We start from the raw sequence: 20,370 nt of genomic DNA, 5'->3' as shown, positions 1-20,370 counted from the left end.
GGGCGCGGGCAGGATCGCCCCGGAGAGGTCGCCGGTCGGGAGCGTGGGCCCGTCGCCCGCGTCTCCCGCCCAGCGGTCCCCGGCACGGCGCCGAATTCCTCCGCTACCCGGGCACCACCACGAAGGCGATGCCGACGACGAGGCCCAGCACGAGAGCCACCGAGCCGAACCCGATCAGGAGGGCGAACGTCAGCGGACGGGTCTCGCGGAAGCTCATCGTGCCGGGGATCAGCTCGTTGATCTCGGAGGGGCTGAGCGTCTTCTCCGCGGCGGGCGGCGCCTCGATCTCCTGCCGACGAGCGGCTCCGGTCAGGCGCGCCCACACGCTCCGGCCACCGGTGTGCACGCCACGCGCCGCCGGCAAGAGCGGCGTCGTCACGGCGGCGACGACGGCCCGCAGATCCTCGATCTCCCAGTCCGCCCCGCGGAGCCGCAGCGACCGGCTCCCGTCCGACAGGAACAGGATCAGCGACGGGGGGAGATTGATCCCCTCACTGTTGGGGCCGGCGGGCACCCACGCGAGCAGCGCCTTCACCGACGGGTCGGCGCGCTCGAAGGTCACGACCCTGCCTCGAGCGTCCGTGCACTCGATCGCCCGGTCCGAGATCCGGAGCGACGCGGTGGCGAGGAACCGCCGGTTGCGGAGCGCCAGCACTCCGACGATCACCAGAGCCACCACGGTGGCGAAGCCGAACAGCCCGAGGTAGACGGCCAGCGCCGCACGGCGGTCGTCGGCGATCACGACGCCCCAGCCGCTCCCCGCCAGCAGGACCAGCGCGGGAAGGACGGCGACGGGCCTCAGCCGTCGCGACTCGTTCCTCTGCCGGGCCCTCGAGGGCCGGAACTCGCGAACCGGCTCCGAGCGGTCCGCCCGTCGCCGCTCCATCAGACGGACGCGACGGACGGAGTGCCGGTGCGGACGCGGTTCCGAAGAGGGTCGTCGAGGCTGCGGCGCATGGCGTCAGGGTAGCGGTGGCGCATCGTCGGGCCGCGCTCGCGACCCAGCCTTCGCGTTGTTCCGGCTTCGCGCGATCCTCTCGTGTCCTCTCTCTTCTTCGACGCCCCTCGTCCAGTCACCGGTGGGTGAGCGGACTCGGCGCGCCTGTCGATCCGCGCCGGACGCCGGCTGACGACAGGTCGGCCCCACCCGAGGTGCCGCCGCCGAGCACGATCATCCGAGCGAGGGCGCGTCCGGGTCGACAGACTGGGCTGGTGTCCTCACCGATGACGATCCGCGCCGTGCCGACCTCGGCCCAGCGTGAGGAGATGCACCTCAGGCTCCGTCGCACGGAGATCAGCCCCGCGCGAGGCCTCGCGGCCTTCCCCGGCGATCGGCCTCCTCAGGACGTCGCGTGCAGGACCGCGCGCTCGACGCACGCGGGACGCCGGGCGCGGCGGCAGCCCGCCGGGGACCGAGCGCCCTGACGCGACTCCCGCGCCGCCGACGACACGACGCCCCCACTCGACGCCCCACGTACCCACTCAGACAGGACCCGCCATGACCTCCTCCCTCTCCCACCCGGCGAGCCGCTGGGCTCTCGACCACATGCCCCTCACCGCGCAGGCCGTCCGGGAGCTCGCTCCGGTGCTCTCCGGGAGGAAGCTCGCGATCTGCCTCCACGTCGAGCCCAAGACCGCCGCCCTCGTGTCGCTCCTCGTCGAGGCCGGAATGGACATCGCTCTGACGGGCTCGCCCGGAACCACGAAGGACGACGTCGCCGACGACCTCCGCGCCCTCGGCGTGCACGTCCACACGAAGCAGAGCGACGGCGAGGCGGAGCACCTCCGCAACATCGAGGAGGTGCTCGAGCACGATCCCGATCTCACCCTCGACAACGGCGCCGACCTCACCCTCCGCCTGATCGATTCGGGCGTCCCGGACCACTACCTCGGCGGCACCGAGGAGACCACCACCGGCGGCATCCGCCTGCGGGAGAACAGCGCGACCCTCCCGCGACCGGTCGTCGTCATCAACGACTCCCCCCTCAAGCTGATCGTCGAGAACGAGTACGGGGTCGGCCAGAGCGTCGTCCAGGGCTTCATGAACGCCACGAACCTCATGATCCCGGGCACCCGCGCCGCGGTCATCGGCTACGGCCCGTGCGGACGCGGAGTCGCCGACACCCTCGCGCAGCTCGGAGCGCGGGTCTCCGTCGCCGACGTCGACCCGATCCGCTCGCTGCAGGCGATCCTCCGCGGCCACCGCGTCGGACCCGTCGCCGACGTCCTCTCGGACGCGCAGTTCGTCTTCACCGCTACCGGAGCACCCGGCGTCATCGGCGCGGCGGAGATCGACGCGTTCGCCGACGGCGCCGTGATCGCCGGCGTCGGCCACTTCCCGTGGGAGATCGACGAGGACGCCCTCGCGGCCGCCACGGAGTCGACCACCGAGTTCGCCGACGGACAGCGCCGGCAGGGCATCAGCCTGAAGAACGGCAAGCGGATCGTCCGCCTCGAGAACGGCCGGATGATCAACCTCACCGCGGCCGGCGGCAACCCGATCCAGGCGATGGACCTCGGCCTGACCCTGCAGGCACGGAGCCTCGCCGCTGTCGTCACCGCGGACCTCGACGCCGCCGTGCAGCCCGTCCCGGCCGACGTCGAGCACCGCATCGCGACCGACCTCGTCGCCCTCCTCAGCCGCTGAGGAGCGCCGGGCAGGAGGGCCTCGTCGGGCGCAGCGGGTCGGGATCACGACCCCGCTGCGCCGACGTCGGCGCGGTTGCCGGCAGCAGGAGCAGGCATCCGTGGCCGCTCCCGCGAGGCCGAATCAGCGGACCCGCCCGGCTCACGGGACCGTCACTCGCGGCCGAGCCAGTCCGTGATCGCGCTGACGACGCGGTCGAGGTGGGACTCGAGCAGGAAGTGCCCGCCGTCGACGAGCTCGATGCGCGCGTGGGGGGCGTCGCGGAGGAACGCCTGGGCGCCGGCGGGGGCGAAGATCTCGTCGTTCCGGCCCCAGACGGCGAGGACGGGCACTCCGGACTCGCGGATCCACGCCTGCACGGCGGGGTACAGGGCGCGGTTGGTGGCGTAGTCGCGGAAGAGGGCCAGCTGCACGTCGTCCTGGCCGGGGCGGGCGAGGAGCGCGAGGTCGTGCTCCCAGGCGTCCGGGTCGACGGTGCTGGAGTCGGGGACACCGTGGGTGTACTGCCACTCGACGGCCTCCCGGCCGAGAGCCGGCCGGAGGGCGTCGCGCGTCTCGTCGGTCCGCTCGGCGGCGTCGGCCCAGATCGGGTCCCAGAAGCCGGGCACGAAGCCCTCCTCGTAGGCGTTGCCGTTCTGCGAGATCACGGCGACGACCGCGGACGGATCGGCGAGGGCGAGGCGCCAGCCGACGGGGGCGCCGTAGTCCTGCACGTAGATCGTGTACCGGGTCACCCCGATGGTCTCGAGGAAGCGGCCGGCCACCGCGGTCAGGGCGGCGAACGTGTAGTCGAAGTCGTCGACGGAGGGCGCGGACGAGCGTCCGAAGCCGATGTGGTCGGGGGCGATGACGCGGTAGTGGCCGGCGAGGGCGGGGAGGAGGTGGCGGAACATGTGCGAGCTGCTCGGGTACCCGTGCAGCAGCAGGAGGACGGGCGCGTCGACGGGCCCGGCCTCCCGCCAGAAGACGTCGAGTCCGTCGACGGACACGGTGCGGTGATGGACGACGACCATGGCTAACCCTTCAAATCAGATTTACTGGTTAGCCGGACGCTAGCATGGATCGAACGGGCCGCACGGCGCGGGAGGACGGGGAACGATGGATCGGGACGAGGAGCTGCTCCTGGCGGTGCTGAACAGCGCGCCGGTGGTGGACGGACGGCCGACGGACGACCTCGGCGACGCGTCCGGTCGCGGGCTCGCCCGGCGGTGGGGCGGAGCCGGCACCGAGGACGAGCTCGAGCGGCTGCGCCGCGCCCGCGACGCGCTCCAGGCCGTCGTGCGCTCGGGCGCGCCCGCGGCCGTCGCGGAGCTCGCGGACCTGGTCGCGCACGCCGTGCGCACCCCGCGCGTCACCGATGAGGGCGTCGTGTGGGAGCTGAGCGCTCCCGAACCGGATCGACTCGCGGTGGAATCGGTCCTCGCCTGGTCCGCTGTGAACGCCCGGTTCCCCGGGCGGCTCCGCGCCTGCGCGAACGACGAGTGCAACCTCTTCCTCCTCGACCGCAGCCGCCCCGGCACCGCCAAGTGGTGCTCGATGGCGACGTGCGGCAACCGGATGAAGGCCCGCGCGCACGCGAGCCGGTCGCGGGACTGAGGGCGGCCGGGAGGCGCAGCGGCGAACGCTAGGCGCCGCGCAGCCGGGCCGTCGATGCGGACGCCTGCGCGCGAGCCCGTTGCAGGGCCTCCTCGCGTCCGGCCGAGGCGAGGCGGGCGGGACCGTAGGTGACCACCGGGGGCAGGACGTCGTACCCGACGAACTCGAGCATCCCGCGATGGATGTGGAAGAGGAACGACTGCAGGTCGCCGTAGCCGTCGGCGGCGCCGGGCGCGAAGGCCGCTTCGCCGCCGCCCGTCGTCAGCAGGAGCATCGCGCTCCTGCCGCGCAGGCCGCCCTCGGCGAAGACGCCGTGCTCGCCTCCGAACGTCGCGCCCATCACGAAGACGCGGTCGATCCAGCCCTTCATGATCGCCGGCATCGAGAACCACCACAGGGGGAACGAGAGCACCAGGAGATCCGCCTGCAGCAGCTCGTCGAGATCGCTCGCGACGGGCTCCCCGAGCGTCTTCTCGAGGACCGCGGTCATCTGCTGCGCCTGCGGCTTGAAGTAGCCGGAGCCGGACGCGAACTGGTCGCGGTGCAGCACCGGGTCCCGGCCCTCGGCGTACAGGTCGAGCCGGCGCACCTCCATGCCGTCGGCCCTCAGCTGCTCGAGGACCGCGTCCGCCTGCGCCGAGGAGAAGGACCGCTCCTCGGGATGGGCGTGGACGAGCAGAGCGCGGCGAGCGGGAGCGGCCTCGGAAGCATCGGTCATGCCGCCGATCATATCGACGATTCGCGATACGTCGCTAGATCGAGGCTCCGAGCCGCTTCAGGAGCCCGTCGACGTCGGCGTCGCTCCTCCGGTAGTGGGTGTACTTCCCGACGCGCGTCGAGCGGACGAGGCCCGCGCGCTCCAGGGATCCCATGTACGACGAGATGGTCGATTGCGCGAGACCGCTCTTCGCGGCGAGATGGGTGACGCAGACCCCGAACTCGGCGCGGTCGGCGATCGGCTCGAACTCGCTGAACGACGCCTCGGGAGAGCGGAGCCACTCCATGATCTGCAGCCGCGCGGGGTTGCCCAGCGCCTTCAGCACCTCGACCAGTCCCGTGTCCACCGCGCCATTCTCCTCCGCTCGCCGCCCGGGCGCCTCCGCGCCGGAATCAGCCTCCACCCGGGCGCACCGCCCTCACGGCAGCAGGATCACCTTGCCGTCGAGGGTCCGGGACTCGGCGAGCTCCATCGCCTCGACGATCCCCGTGAGCGGGAAGCGGGCGGCGATGTTGGCCGTCAGCGAGCCGTCGGCGAGGAGTCCGAGCACGCGTCCGAGGTCCTCCTCGAGCCGCGCACGGAAGCGCGCGGGGCGCAGCGAGTGGCCCGCCCAGAGGTCGTAGAAGACCGCGCGCCGGCCGTTGGGGGCGAGCTGGTAGGCCTGGATCCGCGCGAGCTGGCGGAGGAAGGGGGGCCAGATACTCCCGGTGCTCGCGCTGACGATCGCGTACGCGACGAGGGTGCCGCCGGGCGCGAGCAGCGACCACGCCAGCCGGGTCGTCGCTCCGCCGACGTTGTCGAACACGGCCTGCACTCCGCCGGGAGCGAGCTCGCGCACGCGGGCGGCGAGGTCGGGATCGGCGTAGTCGACGGGCTCCACTCCGGCCGCTCGGAGGGTCTCATGGTGGCGGGGCGAGGCGGCGCCGATCACGCGGATCCCCTCGAGGCGTGCAAGGCGGTGCACGAGGCCGCCGACTCCGCCGTTCGCGCCGAACAGGAGGATCGTGTCGCCGCGGGAGACCCGGGCCGCGCGGTGCAGCATCTGCCACGCCGTCACTCCGTTGACCACGACGGCCTCGGCGTCCTCCGACGCGACCGCGTCGGGGACGAGAACGCAGTCGCGGGCGGCGACACGGGCGTGCCCGGTCCAGCCGCCGGTCTTGGTGAGCGCGGCGACGCGGCGGCCCTCGAACGACGCGTCGCCGCCGGGGCCGACCGCGAGGACCCGGCCGACGAGGTCGTAGCCGGGCGTGAAGGGGAACGGCGGCTGAGCGAAGTAGCGGCCGCGGCGCATCGACTGCTCGGCGAACGAGATGCCGGTGGCCTCGACGGCGACGAGCAGCTCGCCGGCCGCGGGCGGCTCGACCGGTGCCTGCTCGAGGAGCAGTCCGGACGGCTCGACGATCCCGGGGAGGACGACGCGGGTGGTGGTGCGGGGAAGGGTGGTGGACATGAGGGGCTCCTGAGGTCGTAGGTGAGTGATTGGACAGTCACAATGGCGGGCATGAAAAAAGGTGGCGAAGAAGAGGAGGGAGAGGGAAGGACCGCGGACTCAGTCGCGGTGCCGGATGCCGTCGGAGACGATGCGGGCCCACTCGGAGTCGACGCCGCCGAGGTCGGTCTGCACGATCAGGTGGCAGAGCTGCCCGTAGGCGACGAAGCGCTGCACGGCCGGGCCGTCGGCTCCGGAGACGACGGTGACCGTCCGGACGACCGCGGAGATCCCGCGGCGCACCGCCTCGCGGATCTCGGGGACGTCGCACGCGCTCTGCGCCTGCGACTGCAGCATGATCAGGTCGCGGTCGGCGATCAGGTCGATGTAGGCGACGGTCATCGCCTCGAGCCGGTCGGCCGGGTCCGAGGAGGGCGAGGCCTCCCCCGCCGCCGCGAGCGTGGACGCCACCTGCTCGTAGCAGCGGTCGACCGCGGCGACGAAGACGCCGAGCTTGCCCGGGAACAGGCGGAAGACGTAGGCGGGCGAGACGCCGGCCTCGGCCGCGACCTCGGTGATCGGAGTCGCGGCGTAGCCGGTGCGCGCGAAGACGTGGAGCGCCGCCGCGGTGATCCGCTCGCGCTGTGCCTCGGCGGTGGAGCGGGAGGAGGGGGAAGGCATGTGACTGATCGAACACTTACTTCGCTCGCCTGTCAAGAGGGGCTGCCGGACGGATCGAGACTGCGGCCCCGATCAGGGGCACCTCCACGATCCGGTCCGGCACGCGGCAACGGCAGGCCTACCGATCGTGGAGCCCGCCGCACACCCCCTACCCCGCACCCCCATCCCGCCCCTAGGTTGGGGGGACCCGCATCGCCGACCGCGCACCACAGAGTTCCGATGGAGGAACGCCATGGCCACGACACCCGTGCTCCGCAGGATCGCGATCGCGCTGGTCGCGGTCGTCGCAGTGGGAGTGGCGGGTGCCGCACCGGCGTCCGCTCTCGACAGGCCCGTCTCCGGATACCTGAAGGACAGCGGGCTCACGCCCGAGAAGATCCGCGACTTCCTCGGCGGACCCCTCATCTCGCCCTCGACGCAGGTGGGCTACGGCGGAGCGGTCTCGAGCGTCGACGCGAACGCGAGCCGCGTGGGCATGGAGGTGCTGAAGCGCGGCGGCAACGCAGCTGACGCCGCGGTCGCCACGGCCGCGGCCCTCGGCGTGAGCGAGCCCTACAGCGCCGGCATCGGCGGAGGCGGGTACTTCGTCTACTTCGACAAGGCCTCCGGCGAGGTCAGCACCATCGACGGACGCGAGACAGCGCCGGCCGGCATCACCTCGGACGCGTTCCTCGACCCCGCGACCGGAGCCCCGTACCCGTTCACCCCGGACCTCGTCTCCTCCGGCGTCGCGGTCGGCGTGCCCGGCACGGTGGCGACCTGGGACACCGCGGTCGACCGCTTCGGCACCCTGCCGCTCCCCGTCGTGCTGGCGCCCTCGATCGCGCTCGCGGCGAAGGGCTTCCGGGTGGACGAGACCTTCCGCAACCAGACGCTCGACAACCTCGAGCGGTTCCAGGCGTTCCCCGACACGGCCGAGCTCTTCCTCCCCGGTGGGGACGCGCCGAAGGTGGGCAGCACCTTCCGCAACCTCGACCTCGCGAAGACGCTGACCTCCATCGCCGTCCACGGGCCGGACGCGTTCTACGAGGGCGCGCTGGCCGCCGAGATCGCCGACACGGTCCAGAACCCGCGGATCGCCGAGGGGTCGGACCTCCCCGCCCCGGCCGGCACGATGACCGCCGCCGACCTCGCGGCGTACTCGGTCGCCGAGCAGGCGCCGACCCGCGTCTCCTACCGCGGACTCGACGTCTACGGGATGGCGCCCTCCTCCTCCGGCGGGATCGCGGTCGGCGAGGCCCTCAACATCCTCGAGAACCACGACCTCGCGGCCGAGGACACGGGCAGCGCCCTGCACCTCTACCTCGAGGCGTCCGCCCGCGCCTTCGCCGACCGCGGCGCCTACGTCGGCGACCCGGCCTTCGTCGACGTGCCCACCGAGACGCTCCTCAGCCAGGAGTTCGCGGACTCGCGGGACTGCACGATCGACCCGGCGACCGCCTCCGTCCGCCCGGTCGCGCCCGGCGCTCTCGACGGCTCCGGATGCGCGACCGCCCCCGCCGTGGAGGAGTCGGACACCGAGAACATCTCCACGACCCACCTCTCGGTCGTCGACAAGTGGGGCAACGCCGCCTCCTACACGCTGACGATCGAGCAGACCGGCGGCTCGGCGATGACCGTCCCCGGCCGCGGCTTCCTCCTCAACAACGAGATGACCGACTTCTCCCCCACCTTCGTCGACGGGGACCCGAACCGGATCGAGCCGGGCAAGCGCCCGCGCTCGTCGATGTCGCCGACGATCGTGCTCGACGGCGGGGACGTGCGGTTCGTCGTCGGCTCGCCGGGCGGATCGACGATCATCACGACGGTCCTGCAGACGCTGGTCAACCGCATCGACCTCGGCATGACGCTCCCCGAGGCGGTGGCAGCGCCCCGCGCCTCCCAGCGCAACGGCGCGACGACCTCCGCCGAGCCCGAGTTCATCGAGGCGTACGCCGACGACCTCGCTCCCTTCGGCCAGCAGCTGGTCCCCTCGGGCGACACCTTCACCTCGGCCGCGCAGATCGGGGCGGTGGCCGCCATCGAGGTCGACCCCTCCGGCCGGATGACCGCGGTCGCCGAACCGGTGCGGCGCGGCGGCGGCGTCGGGCTGGTGGTCCGGCCCGAGAAGTGACGCCCCGGAGCCTCCGCGGCCCGCTGAGAGGAACCGTCGGCCGGCCGCCCCTCTCGCCCGGGAGCGGTCCTCCGCGGGAAGGAGGCGTCTGCGACACTGGGGAGATGTCGTCGTCGCGCCCGCTGCGCACCCTCCGGGGCGTCGTCGCGGCGACGGTGGCGACGCTCGTCGCACTGTTCTCGCACGTGGCCGGCGGCGGCCAGATCCCGGGTCCGCTCGGTGTCGCGATGCCGCTCGTCCTGTCGGTCCTGGTGTGCGTGGCGCTCGCCGGGCGCAGGCTCTCCCTGGTCCGCCTGGCGGTCTCGGTGGGAGTCAGCCAGTTCCTGTTCCACACGCTCTTCACGATCGGGACCTTCGCGGGGCCGGTCGATGCGCCGACCCTGCACGCGCACCACGGTGCCATGATCGACGTCAGCGCGGCGATGACGCACAGCGGGATGACCGGCTCCTCGATGTGGGCGGCGCACCTCGTCGCCGCCGTCGCGACGACCGGGGCGCTCCACCGCGGCGAGTCCCTCCTCGTCCGGGTCGCCGCGACGACGAGCCACCTCGTCACCCGCCTGGTGCGGGTCCTGCCGACTCCGGTGGCCGCTCCTCGACCCGCGCGACGCTCCTCCTTCGAGCTGCGCGACGTGCTCCCCCTCGCCTCGGGCGTCTTCCCCCAGGCGGCGCTGCGGCGCGGCCCCCCTCTGCAGCCCGCCTCCTGATCATCGACGCGAGCCGCGGCGAGGACCTCCCCGGAGGTCCCCGCGGCGTCTGACCGACCCGTCTCCTCCCCGGACCCTCGCGAACGGCGCGCCCCTCACCGGGACGGCGGAGGCCGACGAGCCCGACTTCGAGGCGACGACGGCCATCGGCTTCCCGGTGATCCCGGAGTTCTCGCACATGAGGCGCGCCCGCTCGGAGAACACCGCCGAGCGCTTCCACCGCCGCGCCTACAACTACGACGACACCCCCACGGGCGAGGACATCTCGAACTGCGGGCTGATCTTCGCGGCGTACCAGGCCGACGTCACCGCGCAGTTCGTGCCGATCCAGAAGCGCCTGGACGAGCTGGACCTGCTCAACGAGTGGACGACGCCGATCGGCTCCGCCGTCTTCGCGATCCCGCCGGGCTGCGTCGAGGGCGGCTACATCGGCGACACCCTCCTCTGACCCTCACCGGCACCCGCCACAGCACCGAAGGACCAGAAGCATGGCCACCACCGCCACGAGACCCCGCGACTCCGCCGACACCCCGCCCCCGCCGCGCAGAAGCAGCGGAGGCTGGCTCGGACAGCTGCTGCTCCGCCTGCACTTCTCCGCCGCCCTGTTCGTCGGGCCGTTCATCCTCGTCGCCGCGACCAGCGGAGCGCTCTACGCACTCACCCCGCAGCTCGAGCAGGTCGTCTACGCGCAGGAGCTGCACGCCCCCGAAGCGGACACCTACCTGCCCCTGGCCGACCAGATCGACGCCGCCGACGCGTACACCGGAGGCGGGCAGAGCATCGTCGCCGTCCGCCCCGCCCCGAACCCCGGCGACACCACCCGGGTGATGTACGCGGACCCGGCGCTCGGCGCCAGCGAGACCCGCGCGGTCTTCATCGACCCGGCCACCGCCGCCGTCCGCGGCGACCTCACCGCCTACGGCACCAGCGGCGCCCTGCCGTTGCGGACCTGGATCAGCGACCTGCACCGGACGCTGCACCTCGGGGACGTGGGCCGCTACTACAGCGAGCTCGCCGCCTCCTGGCTGGGGGTCGTCGCCCTCGCCGGCCTGGGCCTCTGGATCATCCGCCTCCGCCGAGCCCGCGTGCAGAGGGACCTGCTGCGCCCCGCGCCGAGGACCACCGGCTACAAGCGCCTGTTCTCCTGGCACGCCTCCACCGGCGTCTGGCTGCTCGTCGGCGCCCTGTTCCTCTCGACCACCGGCATCACCTGGTCGCTGTACGGAGGCGGGAACTTCGAGACCCTCCGCTCCGCAGTCGGCTGGACCACACCCTCGCTGGGGACGACGCTCGGCGACCGGACCGGCGAGGTGGCCGACGAGCACGCCGGACACGCCGGACACGCCGGACACGGCGCGGCCACCGGCGACGCCGTCGAGTCGACGGCGGGCTACTCGTCGGCCGCCTACGACTCGGTGCTCTCGGTCGCCCGCGAGGTCAACGTGAACACGGGACTGGTCGAGATCCGGCCGCCCGCGGCGGAGGGCTCGGCCTGGGTCGTGCAGGAGATCCAGCGCAGCTTCCCGACCGAGGTCGACGGCGTCGCGGTCGACGGGAGCACGATGCAGGTCGTCGACCGGGTCGACTTCGCCGACTTCGGCCTCGTCGCCAAGCTCTCCCGCTGGGGCATCGACACGCACATGGGCTCGATGTTCGGGCTGCCCAACCAGCTGCTGCTGTTCGTCACCGCGGCCGGCATCGCCACGATGGTCGTGCTCGGGTACCTGATGTGGTGGAAGCGCCGCCCCACCCGCGGCCCCCGACGGCTCGTCGGCACCCCGCCGGCCCGGGGAGCTCTCCGGCGCGCGCCGTGGTGGGGAGTCGCGTCCGTCCTGGTCGTCGCCGCCGCGGTCGGGCTGTTCCTCCCGCTCCTGGGGGCGAGCCTCGCGGCCTTCGTGATCATCGACACCCTGCTGGGGCTCCGACCCGCGCACCGCTGAGCGCGCGGGCGCCGACCCGGTGAGGTCCACCGGGCCGGCGTCACAGCTGACGCCGCTCCGCGTCCCGGTCGGCGTCGCTCCCCCGGAGTCCGACCGCCTTCCTCACCGTTGTCTCCGTGGATTCGGGGCAGTTGTCGGCTCCGGAACGCGCCAGGGGTCCCGGGTACGGCTGACCGCCTTCAGCCGCCTGATGGCATGCCGTGATGAGCCGCCCGGGACCCCGCAACGGCAGGACCGCTCATGGAGAGACGCGACCAGATCGCCCCGTGATGACATGCCGGCGAGGTCGTTCACGGCGCACCGCACCCGCTGAACGGAAGGACCCTGCGTGCCCCGACTCCGGGCCGGAATCGACGCCGGCAAGACCGACCACCACTGCCGGTGAGGGTGCATCGATGATGCTCATCGCGCGCCTCCGAGCCAGAGTCCTGTTGCTGCGGCGATGACGCTGAGGAGGAGCGTGCCGAGGGCGTTGATGGCGGAGGCGAGTTGGCGTCCTTCGGCGAGGAGACGGACGGTTTCGAGGCTGGCGGTGGAGAAGGTGGTGTAGCCGCCGAGGAAGCCGGTGCCGAGGACGAGTCGCCACGGCTCGGGGGCGATGCCTGCGAGGGCGAGGCCGGTGATCAGGCCGAGGAGGAGTGATCCGGTGACGTTGATGACGGTGGTGCCCCAGGGGTAGGCGCCGCCGGTGCGGGCTTTGATGAGCCCGTCGAGGAGGAGCCGTGTTGCGGCTCCGATTCCACCGGCGAGGGAGAGCGCGAGGAACAGTGCGGGTGTCATGCCGGCACCTTCCTCTGCGTGCGTCGCCGGTGGAGTGCTGCGGCGAGGGCGACTCCGGTCCAGGACGCGAGGGCACCGAGCAGGACGGTGCCGAGCGCGTAGAGGGCGGCGGGTGCGGGGTGTCCTGTGGTGAGCAGGTGGGCGGTGTCGGTGGCGAGGGTGCTGTAGGTGGTGAAGCCTCCGAGCGCTCCGGTACCGAGCAGCAGCCGTGCGGTGCGGCGTCGGCCCTCGTCGCTGCCGGCTCTGGCGAGGCTCTCCAGGAGTACGCCGAGCAGGAGCGCGCCGACGATGTTGATGGCGAAGACGACGGTGTCGAAGGCGGGATCGGCGGGGAACGCGAGGGTCAGGCCCTCCCGCGCCCCGGTCCCGACCGTGCCGCCGGCGGCGACGAGGAGGAGGTATCGCGGACGCAGGTGCACGGGTCGTGGCGTCCCGTCGGGGGCGTCGTCGACGTCGAGGTCGCTGTCGACCGGCAGCTCGGGGTCGGGGTCCGGGGGGCGGTGACGGTGGCGGTCATCAGTCACGGGGAGTGGGACCTTTCGGGAGGGGGCGGGTCAGTGGGTGAGACCGTAGTGCAGCGTGGGGTCGAGGTGTTCGATGTCGACGAGGCGGTTGTACTTCGCGACCCTCTCGCCGCGCGCGGGGGCGCCGGATTTGATCTGCCCGACTCCGGTTCCCACCGAGAGGTCGGCGATGAAGGTGTCGAGGGTCTCGCCGGAGCGGTGGGAGACCATGCAGCGCATGCCGGCGTCGTCCGCGGCCGCGATCGCGTCGAGGGTGCCGGTGATGGTGCCGATCTGATTGGGCTTGATGAGTGCGGCGTTGGAGTAGCCGTTGCGGGCTCCGTCGCGGATGCGGTCGGCGTCGGTGACGTAGAGGTCGTCTCCCACGAGCTGCACCCGGTCGCTGATGGCGTGGGCGAGGAGGGCCCAGCCCTCGTGGTCGTCCTCGGCGAAGCCGTCCTCGATGCTGCGGATCGGGTAGTCGGCGATCAGCTTCTCGTAGTAGCGGGCGAGTGCGTCGCGGCCGAGATCGGTGCCGGCGACGGTGTAGTGGCCGTCGCCGTAGAAGAAGCCGTTCGCGGCGGGATCCATCGCGATCGCGATGTCACCGGTGCCGGGCTGGTATCCGGCGTCGGTGATCGCTGCGACGAGGAGGTCCAGGGCGTCTTCGGGCCGGTCGATGGGGGGCGCGAAGCCGCCCTCGTCGCCGAGCCCGGAGGTGCCGTAGGCGGTGCGGACGCGGGCGGCGAGGGCGTGATAGATCTCGGCGCCGACCTGCACGGCCTCCTCCTCGGTGCCGGCGGAGACGGGGGCGATCATGAACTCTTGGAAGTCGAGGCCGTTCGCGGCGTGCGCGCCACCGTTGATGACGTTGAAGTGCGGGACGGGCAGGGAGGCGGTCGCCCCGGTGTGATCGGCGATCCACCGGTGCAGGGGCAGGCCGGTGCGCGCGGCGAAGGCGCGGGCGGCCGCGATGGAGACGGCGACGACGGAGTTCGCTCCGAGGCGGGCGAGGTTCGCGGTTCCATCCAGTGCTCGCAGCGCTTCGTCGATCTCGCGAAGCGAAGTCCAGGAGTGATCGAGCAGGAGGGCGCGGATCTCGCCGTCGACGGCCGCGACAGCGGAGCGGACTCCGCGTCCGCCGAACGCGGGGCCGCCGTCGCGCAGCTCGACCGCTTCGAACGCGCCCGTCGAGGCGCCCGCGGGGGCGGAGGCGTCCAGGACGGTGTCGTCGTCCAGACGCAGGGTGACAGCGACGGTCGGGAAGCCGCGGGAGTCGAGGATCTGCCGTGCGGCGACGTCGGTGATGACCAGCGGGTGTCCGGCGGGGTGGGTGACGTACTCGCCCGTCCCGTGGATGCTGGTGCGGGTGTGGCTGATGTAGGCGTTCATCAGGTTCCTCCTTCGTGGGCGAGCGTGATCGCCGCCCGGTCGGCTCTTGCGGGGTCGAGGTAGCGTCCGCTCCTCGAGATCGGTGTTCCGGACGGCCCGGTGTCGTACAGGTACGGCTGACCCGTCGGGATGTTCAGATCGCGGACCGCGGCATCGCCGAGGTCCTCGAGAAGGGCCCGCAGCGCGCGCAGGGAGTTGCCGTGCCCGACGATGAGCACCGTCTCGCCCTCCTGGAGGGCGGGCAGGATGCGCTCCTCGAGGAGCGGCTGCAGTCGGTGGACGACGTCGCGCAACGACTCCGTCTCCGTCATCGCCTCGGCCGGCTGCCCACGGAACGCCGCGGACCTGTGCAGCTGCACGAAGGCGGCGGCGGACAGAGCAGGCGGGCGGACGTCCATCGACCGACGCCACTCCAGGAAAGCGTCGGCCCCGTACCGGGCTCCGACGGCGCTTGTGGACAGGCCGGTGAGCGCTCCGTAGTTGCGCTCATTCAGCCGCCACTGGGCCGCGACGATCCGCGGCCGCCCTGGAAGGGCGCCGGCGATGATCCGGGCCGATTCGGTGGAGCGCTGCAGGGTCGACGTGAGGATCAGATCGGGGTCGATCGATGCGTCCCTCAGTAGCGTCGCGGCCTGTCGCGCTTCGTCACGTCCGTGGTCGGTGAGGGGGACGTCGAGGACGCCGCAGAAGAGACCGTCGGCGTTGCCGGTGCTCTCACCGTGGCGCACGAGGACGAGCGGGGGATGCGCGGGCATGGGTCACCTACCTGGTCTCTGATCGAGAAGGTAGGAACCATCAGCCTCGGCGGCAGTTCGAGCTCACGCTCGGGCGGGATCCATCACCACTGTCGTCAGCCTACGCCCGCACCTCGGTCAGGACCAGGGCAGCGGCTCCGAATCATCGACCGGGGCGAGGGGGATCATGAGGGCCGGCCGGTGCTGACGGTGAGCGAGACGGGCGCCGACGGCACCGGAGAAGACCTCCTGCACGGTGCGACGCAGAGACGGCTCCTTCGTGCCGACAATGATCATGACCGCATCGACACGGTCCGCGAGCGTCGCCAGAGCGTGTGCAACGTCACCGGCCATCTGATGCGTCTGCCACGGGACACGGTCACCGACGATCCGGTCAAGCCGCTCGAGGATCGCAGGATCTGGAGCCAGTGGAGTGTCGCAGATGCACTGCGGGCGACACCGGCCCCTTCCCAAGGGTCCGGTCCCCGCCAGCTGCCCGCGCGTACACGTGCGGACGCTGCGGCGTACCCGAATCGGCTGCTACTGACGAAGCGCGCCTCGGGAACGAACGGCGGGATCACGCTCGACCCGACGATCGGGGTGTCGTCGAGGATGGCACGCGGTCGAACCGATCACCACGGAGACCACCGCGCGCGAGGCGGTGAGAAGCAGCTCAGGCGCAAGGGGGTCGCGAATCGTCGTCGGCGCGGTTCACTCACTGCATGGATGGTCTGCCCTTCGTTGTTCTCGTCGTCATCTTTCTCGCCGCCGCCGCAGTGGTGTGGGTCGCCGGCATCCAGTTGTCGAAGGCCACGGACGTTCTGGATGCGCGTCTGCACCTGGGGAGTGCGCTGGGCGGTCTGATCGTTCTCGCCGTCGCGACGAACCTGCCGGAGATCGCGATCACCGTGTCCGCCGCGCTCTCCGGGAACCTGGACGTCGCGGTCGGCAACATCCTCGGCGGCATCGCACTGCAGACCGTGGTCCTCGTCGTCCTCGACCTGTTCGGCAAGCGCGGAAAGGGTGCGAAGCCGCTCACCTACCGTGCCGCGTCCCTCACACTCGTGCTCGAGGGGCTCGTGGTCGTCGCGGTGCTCGCCGTCGTCATCGCCGGCAGCCAGCTGCCCTCCGGACTTGAAGTGCTGCGCCTGACCCCGGACGTCGTCCTCATCGCCGGCCTCTGGGTCGTCGGGCTGCTGCTCGTGCAACGCTCCGGCAAGCACCTCCCCTGGCACGAGGACGGGCGGGCCCCCGACGCGACAGCATCCCCCTCGAAGAAGAAGACGCACCCGATGAGCACACGCAAGGCGACCATCGTGTTCACGATCTCCGCCGCGGCGACCCTCCTCGCCGGTGTCGTGCTCGAGCGCGCCGGTGACGCAGCATCCTCGCAGCTCGGTCTCTCCGGGGTGCTGTTCGGAGCCACCGTGCTCGCTCTCGCCACCTCCCTCCCCGAGATCTCGACCGGGCTGCAAGCCATCAAGCAGGGCGACGACAACCTCGCCATCAGCGACATCTTCGGCGGCAACGCCTTCCTCCCCGTCCTGTTCCTCGTCGCCACCGTCCTCTCCGGCACCGCAGTCCTCCCGCAGGCGAACTCGTCCGACATCTACCTCACCGCTCTCGCCGCCCTGCTCACCCTCGTCTACATCGTCGGACTGATCTTCCGACCCACCCGCCGCATCGCCGGCATGGGAATCGACTCGTTGATCGTGCTCGCGCTCTACACCGTCGGCATCGCCGGGCTCTTCGCCATCACCGCGACATGACGTCCGCGCCGCCGTGGGCAGATCGACCAGATCGCTGTAGCTCGAGCAGACACGGCCGCTGGCGTGATCGGCGTAGCGACGAGCCGTGCACCGGTCAGCGCAACTCGTGTGCGATCTCCAGGAACGCCGCCGCGGACGACCCGATGCGATCGGACCAGATGGCGCGGAGGGGTCGCACGAGTGCTGGTCCGCGGAGGGGCACTCGTATCAGTGAGCGCGCGGCGAGATCTGTTTCGACGGTGAGGATGCTCATGACGGCGGGCGCGATGCCGGCGCGGGCGTTCGCTCGGATGATCGCCGTCGTCTCCAGGATCGCGGCGGGAGTCGTGAGTGCGAGCCCGGCGTCGTGGAGCCATGCTTCGAGGGTCGTCCGGGTGCCGGAGCCTTCCTCTCGCGTCAGCAGTGCGGTCCCGGCCAACTCCTCGGCGCCGATACTCGCCGCGCGTGCCCAGGGGTGGTCCGGTGCCACGACGACAGCGAGTTCGTCCTCCGCGACCACGTCAGAGGAGAGCGTGGCCGTGGACGCCGGTGTCTCGACGAATCCGAGCTGCGCGGCACCGGATCGCACGAGCTCTGTGACCGTGGCTGAATTGCCGGCGATCAGCTGCACACTCACCTCGGGTGTGCGCTGTCGGAATTCGAGGAGCCAGCGTGGGAGCAGCAGTTCGGCGATGGTCTGCGACGCCGCGAGAACCAGTGAGCCGGTCGGCTGTCGCAGTGCCGCCGCGCCCGCCTCGAGGCGGCGGGACGCCTCGAGGACCGGGCCGGCCAGCTCGAGCACGAGCCGGCCCGCGTCGGTCATCAGGGACCCGATCGGAGAGCGGCGCACGAGCGGCTGCCCGATGGCGCGCTCCGCTACCCGCAGACGCGCCGAGACGGCCTGCTGGGTGACGCCGAGGGCTTCGGCAGCGCGGGAGAGCGAGCCCGCCTCGGCGATGCGTTCGAGCACCTCCAGCGTGTCGAGATCCAGGATCCGGTCCGTCAATCGCCGCGTCGCCACAAGCACTCATTGTGCCCCGCCAACACGATCGCTGTATCGGCTGGTGACGGCGATGCTCAGGCTGGAGTCATGACAACTTTCTCCCCCGCCCGCGCATCTTCCTCGATCGGGCATCCTCCGCGGTCGAGGCGCTTGTTCCGGGAGCTGGAGCATCCGGGACTGATCGTGTCGAACCTGACGCCGAACTGGTTCGCGTCGATCATGGGCACCGGCATCGTCGCGGTCGCCGCCGCGTCCCTGCCACTCCAGTTCCCCGGACTCCGTACCGGGGCCACCGTCGTCTGGGCGATCGCCGCGATGCTGCTCGTCGCGCTGACGGTCGCGACCGGGCTGCACTGGGTCCGCTACCGCGCTACAGCGATGAGGCACCACCTGAATCCGGTCCTCTCGCACTTCTACGGCGCGCCTCCCATGGCGTTCCTCACCGTCGGCGCGGGAACCCTCCTCCTCGGCAAGGACTGGATCGGCCTGCCGGCCGCTGTCACCATCGACTGGGTGCTCTGGACCGCGGGGACTCTCGGCGGGCTGGTGACGGCGGTCCTGGTGCCCTACCTCGCGTTCACCCGGCATGAGAACAAGCCCGATTCGGCGTTCGGCGGCTGGCTGATGCCGATCGTTCCGCCGATGGTGTCCGCTTCCACCGGCGCATTGCTGCTGCCGTACGCGCCCGCCGGGCAAGCGCGGGAGACGCTCCTGTGGTCCTGCTACGGCTTCTTCGGCCTCAGCCTGGTCGCGTCGCTGGTGGTGATCACCCTGATCTGGAACCGGCTCGCGCAGCACAAGGTAGGAGCGGCGGGGATGGTGCCGACGCTGTGGATCGTCCTCGGTCCGGTCGGACAGTCGATCACCGCTGTGAATCTGCTCGCCTCGAACGCGCCCACCGTCGTGGACGCCGGCATGGCGCGTGCGCTGCTGGTCGTGGCTCTGGTGTACGGCTTCGCGATGCTCGGCTTCGCGCTGCTCTGGACCGTCATCGCCCTCGCGATCACCCTCCGCACCGCGAAGGAGCACCTGCCGTTCAGTCTGACGTGGTGGTCGTTCACGTTCCCCGTCGGCACCTGCGTCACCGGACTGAACGGCCTCGCCCTGCACTCCGGTCTCACGGTCGTCGCCGGCCTCGCCGTGCTCTACTACGTCGGCCTGGTCGCCGCGTGGATCATCGTCGCCGCCCGCACGTTCCACGGTTCCGTGATCCGCGGCACCCTGCTCGCACCACCGCGGCCGGCCTGACCGGGATCGAGGAGCATCGTGGATGTCCGAACCCTGAACGCCCTCGCCGAGACCTGGCGGAGTACCGCGGACGCGACCGGACGCTTCGTTCCGGGCTTCGATCCCCGCTCCGGCGGCACCGCCAGTCGCGTCCTGGTGCTGATGCAGTCACCCGGCCCTCGGACGATCGCCGCGGGATCCGCTGCCGTCTGCAGCGAAGACAACCTCGGGCCCACCGCCGCCGCGTTCCGGGCGGCCCGCATCGAGTCCGGACTCTCCCGCGACCACTACGTCCGGTGGAACCTCATCCCGTGGGAGATCCCTGGCCGCGTCCGCCCCGCGGACATCGAGCAGGGCCGGCTCGCGCTCGGTGAGCTGCTGGAGCTGCTGCCCGCGCTCGAAGCCGTCGTCACCTACGGGACCGTGGCGCTCGACGGGGTCATGCGCTATCTGACCCTGCACGATGATCCCCGTGTCGTCCCCGTCCTCGCGGCACCGCACCCCTCACCGGCCAACGGGCGTCACCGCGCCGACCAGCACCTCCGCTCCGTGAACGCGCTCCGCCTCGCGAATCGTCTCGGATCCGGTCGGCGAGTCGCAGACGGACGGCACTGAAGGGAGACGTCCGCGTCTCGGTCGTCACCGGTCGCCGTGACCGATGAGGTGTTGATCTCAGACGGCCCCCGTCCTCGAACCGCTGACGGGAACGGCCTGGTCGTCCACGACGTCGACGGTGTACGCCGCGCCGTGCTCGAGCGTGTGGCCGACGGTGCACTGGCGGTCGACCGCCCGGTGGGTGCGCTCGGACAGTGAGGCGATCCGCTCGGGATCGAGCGCCGACAGGTCGGCGCGGATCACGGCGGCGATCGAGTCGTAGCGGTCCTCGCCCTCGGGCTTGGTCGCGGTGATGTCGGTGGTCGCTTCGAAGTCGGCTCCGAGCCGGCTGGCGAGGATGTGGTCCGAGGAGAGCATGCCGCAGGCGGCGAGGGCGAGGTGCAGCAGCTCGCCGGGCGAGAACACGCCGTCGGCGTCCGACCCGCCGATGCGGACCTCGGCTCCTCGCGCGTTGCGGCCGATGAAGCTTCTCGGGCCCTCGCGGGTGATGTGCAGCGGCGTGGTCTCGGTGCTCATGGTCTGCTCCTGTCCGGT

21 protein-coding genes, 1 pseudogene and 1 riboswitch are annotated in these 20,370 nt (G+C 71.8%); of the genes and pseudogenes, 9 read left to right on the top strand and 13 right to left on the bottom strand.

Features of this window, described 5'->3' with window-relative positions:
* Positions 1–103: 103 nt before the first annotated feature.
* Positions 104–886, bottom strand: coding sequence for a hypothetical protein (locus C5C53_RS11890; RefSeq protein WP_146084672.1), 783 nt, complete (start codon positions 884–886; stop codon positions 104–106).
* A 612-nt stretch (positions 887–1,498) separates the two neighbouring features.
* Between C5C53_RS11890 and C5C53_RS11885 the strand changes: the two genes are divergently transcribed.
* Entirely contained in the window at positions 1,499–2,647 is a 1,149-nt protein-coding gene (locus tag C5C53_RS11885; RefSeq protein WP_104267635.1) for an adenosylhomocysteinase, read from the top strand.
* Between the two features lie 152 nt (positions 2,648–2,799).
* Here C5C53_RS11885 and C5C53_RS11880 read toward each other — a convergent pair whose 3' ends face one another.
* Positions 2,800–3,660 carry an alpha/beta fold hydrolase gene (locus C5C53_RS11880; RefSeq protein ID WP_104267634.1) on the bottom strand — a complete coding sequence of 287 codons (861 nt, stop codon included), beginning with the start codon at positions 3,658–3,660 and terminating at the stop codon, positions 2,800–2,802.
* A gap of 85 nt (positions 3,661–3,745) precedes the next feature.
* Here C5C53_RS11880 and C5C53_RS11875 point away from each other — a divergent pair, with 85 nt between their 5' ends.
* Positions 3,746–4,243, top strand: a complete 498-nt coding sequence (locus C5C53_RS11875; protein WP_104267633.1) for a CGNR zinc finger domain-containing protein — start codon at positions 3,746–3,748, stop codon at positions 4,241–4,243.
* 28 nt (positions 4,244–4,271) lie between these two features.
* Here the strand turns inward: C5C53_RS11875 and C5C53_RS11870 are convergent, their stop codons facing one another.
* From C5C53_RS11870 to C5C53_RS11855, 4 genes are all read right to left on the bottom strand, one after another.
* Positions 4,272–4,961 carry an NAD(P)H-dependent oxidoreductase gene (locus tag C5C53_RS11870; RefSeq protein WP_104267660.1) on the bottom strand — a complete coding sequence of 230 codons (690 nt, stop codon included), beginning with the start codon at positions 4,959–4,961 and terminating at the stop codon, positions 4,272–4,274.
* Between the two features lie 34 nt (positions 4,962–4,995).
* The gene (locus tag C5C53_RS11865; protein ID WP_219812482.1) at positions 4,996–5,307 is read right to left on the bottom strand and encodes a helix-turn-helix transcriptional regulator; all 312 of its coding nucleotides are present in this window, start codon (positions 5,305–5,307) and stop codon (positions 4,996–4,998) included.
* 72 nt (positions 5,308–5,379) lie between these two features.
* Positions 5,380–6,414 (bottom strand): medium chain dehydrogenase/reductase family protein, encoded by a 1,035-nt coding sequence (locus C5C53_RS11860; RefSeq protein ID WP_104267632.1) that lies wholly within the window; start codon positions 6,412–6,414, stop codon positions 5,380–5,382.
* A gap of 99 nt (positions 6,415–6,513) precedes the next feature.
* Positions 6,514–7,074 carry a TetR/AcrR family transcriptional regulator gene (locus tag C5C53_RS11855; protein WP_104255770.1) on the bottom strand — a complete coding sequence of 187 codons (561 nt, stop codon included), beginning with the start codon at positions 7,072–7,074 and terminating at the stop codon, positions 6,514–6,516.
* 232 nt (positions 7,075–7,306) lie between these two features.
* Here C5C53_RS11855 and ggt point away from each other — a divergent pair, with 232 nt between their 5' ends.
* From ggt to C5C53_RS11835, 4 genes and pseudogenes are all read left to right on the top strand, one after another.
* The gene (gene ggt, locus C5C53_RS11850; protein WP_104267631.1) at positions 7,307–9,187 is read left to right on the top strand and encodes a gamma-glutamyltransferase; all 1,881 of its coding nucleotides are present in this window, start codon (positions 7,307–7,309) and stop codon (positions 9,185–9,187) included.
* 104 nt (positions 9,188–9,291) lie between these two features.
* Positions 9,292–9,894 carry a hypothetical protein gene (locus C5C53_RS11845; RefSeq protein ID WP_104267630.1) on the top strand — a complete coding sequence of 201 codons (603 nt, stop codon included), beginning with the start codon at positions 9,292–9,294 and terminating at the stop codon, positions 9,892–9,894.
* Between the two features lie 67 nt (positions 9,895–9,961).
* Positions 9,962–10,342 (top strand): annotated as a pseudogene (locus tag C5C53_RS11840) (Dyp-type peroxidase); the annotation flags it as partial.
* A 40-nt stretch (positions 10,343–10,382) separates the two neighbouring features.
* The gene (locus C5C53_RS11835) at positions 10,383–11,834 is read left to right on the top strand and encodes a PepSY domain-containing protein (protein WP_104267629.1); all 1,452 of its coding nucleotides are present in this window, start codon (positions 10,383–10,385) and stop codon (positions 11,832–11,834) included.
* A gap of 402 nt (positions 11,835–12,236) precedes the next feature.
* On the opposite strand, the gene crcB is transcribed toward C5C53_RS11835, so the two are convergent.
* From crcB to C5C53_RS11810, 5 genes are all read right to left on the bottom strand, one after another.
* A complete protein-coding gene (crcB, locus tag C5C53_RS11830; protein ID WP_104224798.1) occupies positions 12,237–12,614 on the bottom strand; it encodes a fluoride efflux transporter CrcB in 378 nt (125 codons plus the stop codon).
* Complete coding sequence (locus C5C53_RS11825) at positions 12,611–13,138, bottom strand: CrcB family protein (protein WP_258062373.1); 528 nt, start codon at positions 13,136–13,138, stop codon at positions 12,611–12,613. The genes crcB and C5C53_RS11825 overlap by 4 nt, the downstream gene beginning before the upstream one ends.
* A 30-nt stretch (positions 13,139–13,168) precedes the next feature.
* Entirely contained in the window at positions 13,169–14,509 is a 1,341-nt protein-coding gene (gene eno, locus C5C53_RS11820; protein ID WP_104267628.1) for a phosphopyruvate hydratase, read from the bottom strand.
* Entirely contained in the window at positions 14,509–15,264 is a 756-nt protein-coding gene (locus C5C53_RS11815; RefSeq protein ID WP_104267627.1) for a 2,3-diphosphoglycerate-dependent phosphoglycerate mutase, read from the bottom strand. Before C5C53_RS11815 ends, eno begins: the two co-directional genes overlap by 1 nt.
* Positions 15,265–15,288: 24 nt before the next feature.
* A riboswitch (Fluoride riboswitch) is annotated at positions 15,289–15,361 on the bottom strand.
* Between the two features lie 20 nt (positions 15,362–15,381).
* Entirely contained in the window at positions 15,382–15,540 is a 159-nt protein-coding gene (locus tag C5C53_RS11810; RefSeq protein ID WP_181027259.1) for a hypothetical protein, read from the bottom strand.
* A 425-nt stretch (positions 15,541–15,965) separates the two neighbouring features.
* On the opposite strand from C5C53_RS11810, the gene C5C53_RS11805 reads away from it, so the two are divergent.
* The gene (locus tag C5C53_RS11805; RefSeq protein ID WP_104267626.1) at positions 15,966–17,012 is read left to right on the top strand and encodes a sodium:calcium antiporter; all 1,047 of its coding nucleotides are present in this window, start codon (positions 15,966–15,968) and stop codon (positions 17,010–17,012) included.
* A 94-nt stretch (positions 17,013–17,106) separates the two neighbouring features.
* Here C5C53_RS11805 and C5C53_RS11800 read toward each other — a convergent pair whose 3' ends face one another.
* Positions 17,107–17,997 carry a LysR family transcriptional regulator gene (locus C5C53_RS11800; protein WP_258065988.1) on the bottom strand — a complete coding sequence of 297 codons (891 nt, stop codon included), beginning with the start codon at positions 17,995–17,997 and terminating at the stop codon, positions 17,107–17,109.
* 180 nt (positions 17,998–18,177) lie between these two features.
* On the opposite strand from C5C53_RS11800, the gene C5C53_RS11795 reads away from it, so the two are divergent.
* Complete coding sequence (locus tag C5C53_RS11795) at positions 18,178–19,242, top strand: TDT family transporter (protein ID WP_258069483.1); 1,065 nt, start codon at positions 18,178–18,180, stop codon at positions 19,240–19,242.
* An 18-nt stretch (positions 19,243–19,260) separates the two neighbouring features.
* Complete coding sequence (locus tag C5C53_RS11790) at positions 19,261–19,836, top strand: uracil-DNA glycosylase family protein (RefSeq protein WP_258075418.1); 576 nt, start codon at positions 19,261–19,263, stop codon at positions 19,834–19,836.
* A 57-nt stretch (positions 19,837–19,893) separates the two neighbouring features.
* Here C5C53_RS11790 and C5C53_RS11785 read toward each other — a convergent pair whose 3' ends face one another.
* Complete coding sequence (locus C5C53_RS11785; RefSeq protein WP_104263392.1) at positions 19,894–20,352, bottom strand: OsmC family protein; 459 nt, start codon at positions 20,350–20,352, stop codon at positions 19,894–19,896.
* Positions 20,353–20,370 lie beyond the last annotated feature (18 nt).

Source organism: Rathayibacter sp. AY1E3, from assembly GCF_002932235.1.
GTDB lineage: Bacteria > Actinomycetota > Actinomycetes > Actinomycetales > Microbacteriaceae > Rathayibacter.
The sequence above is the reverse complement of the archived record's forward strand: the minus strand, read 5'-3'. Positions and strand labels throughout refer to the sequence as shown.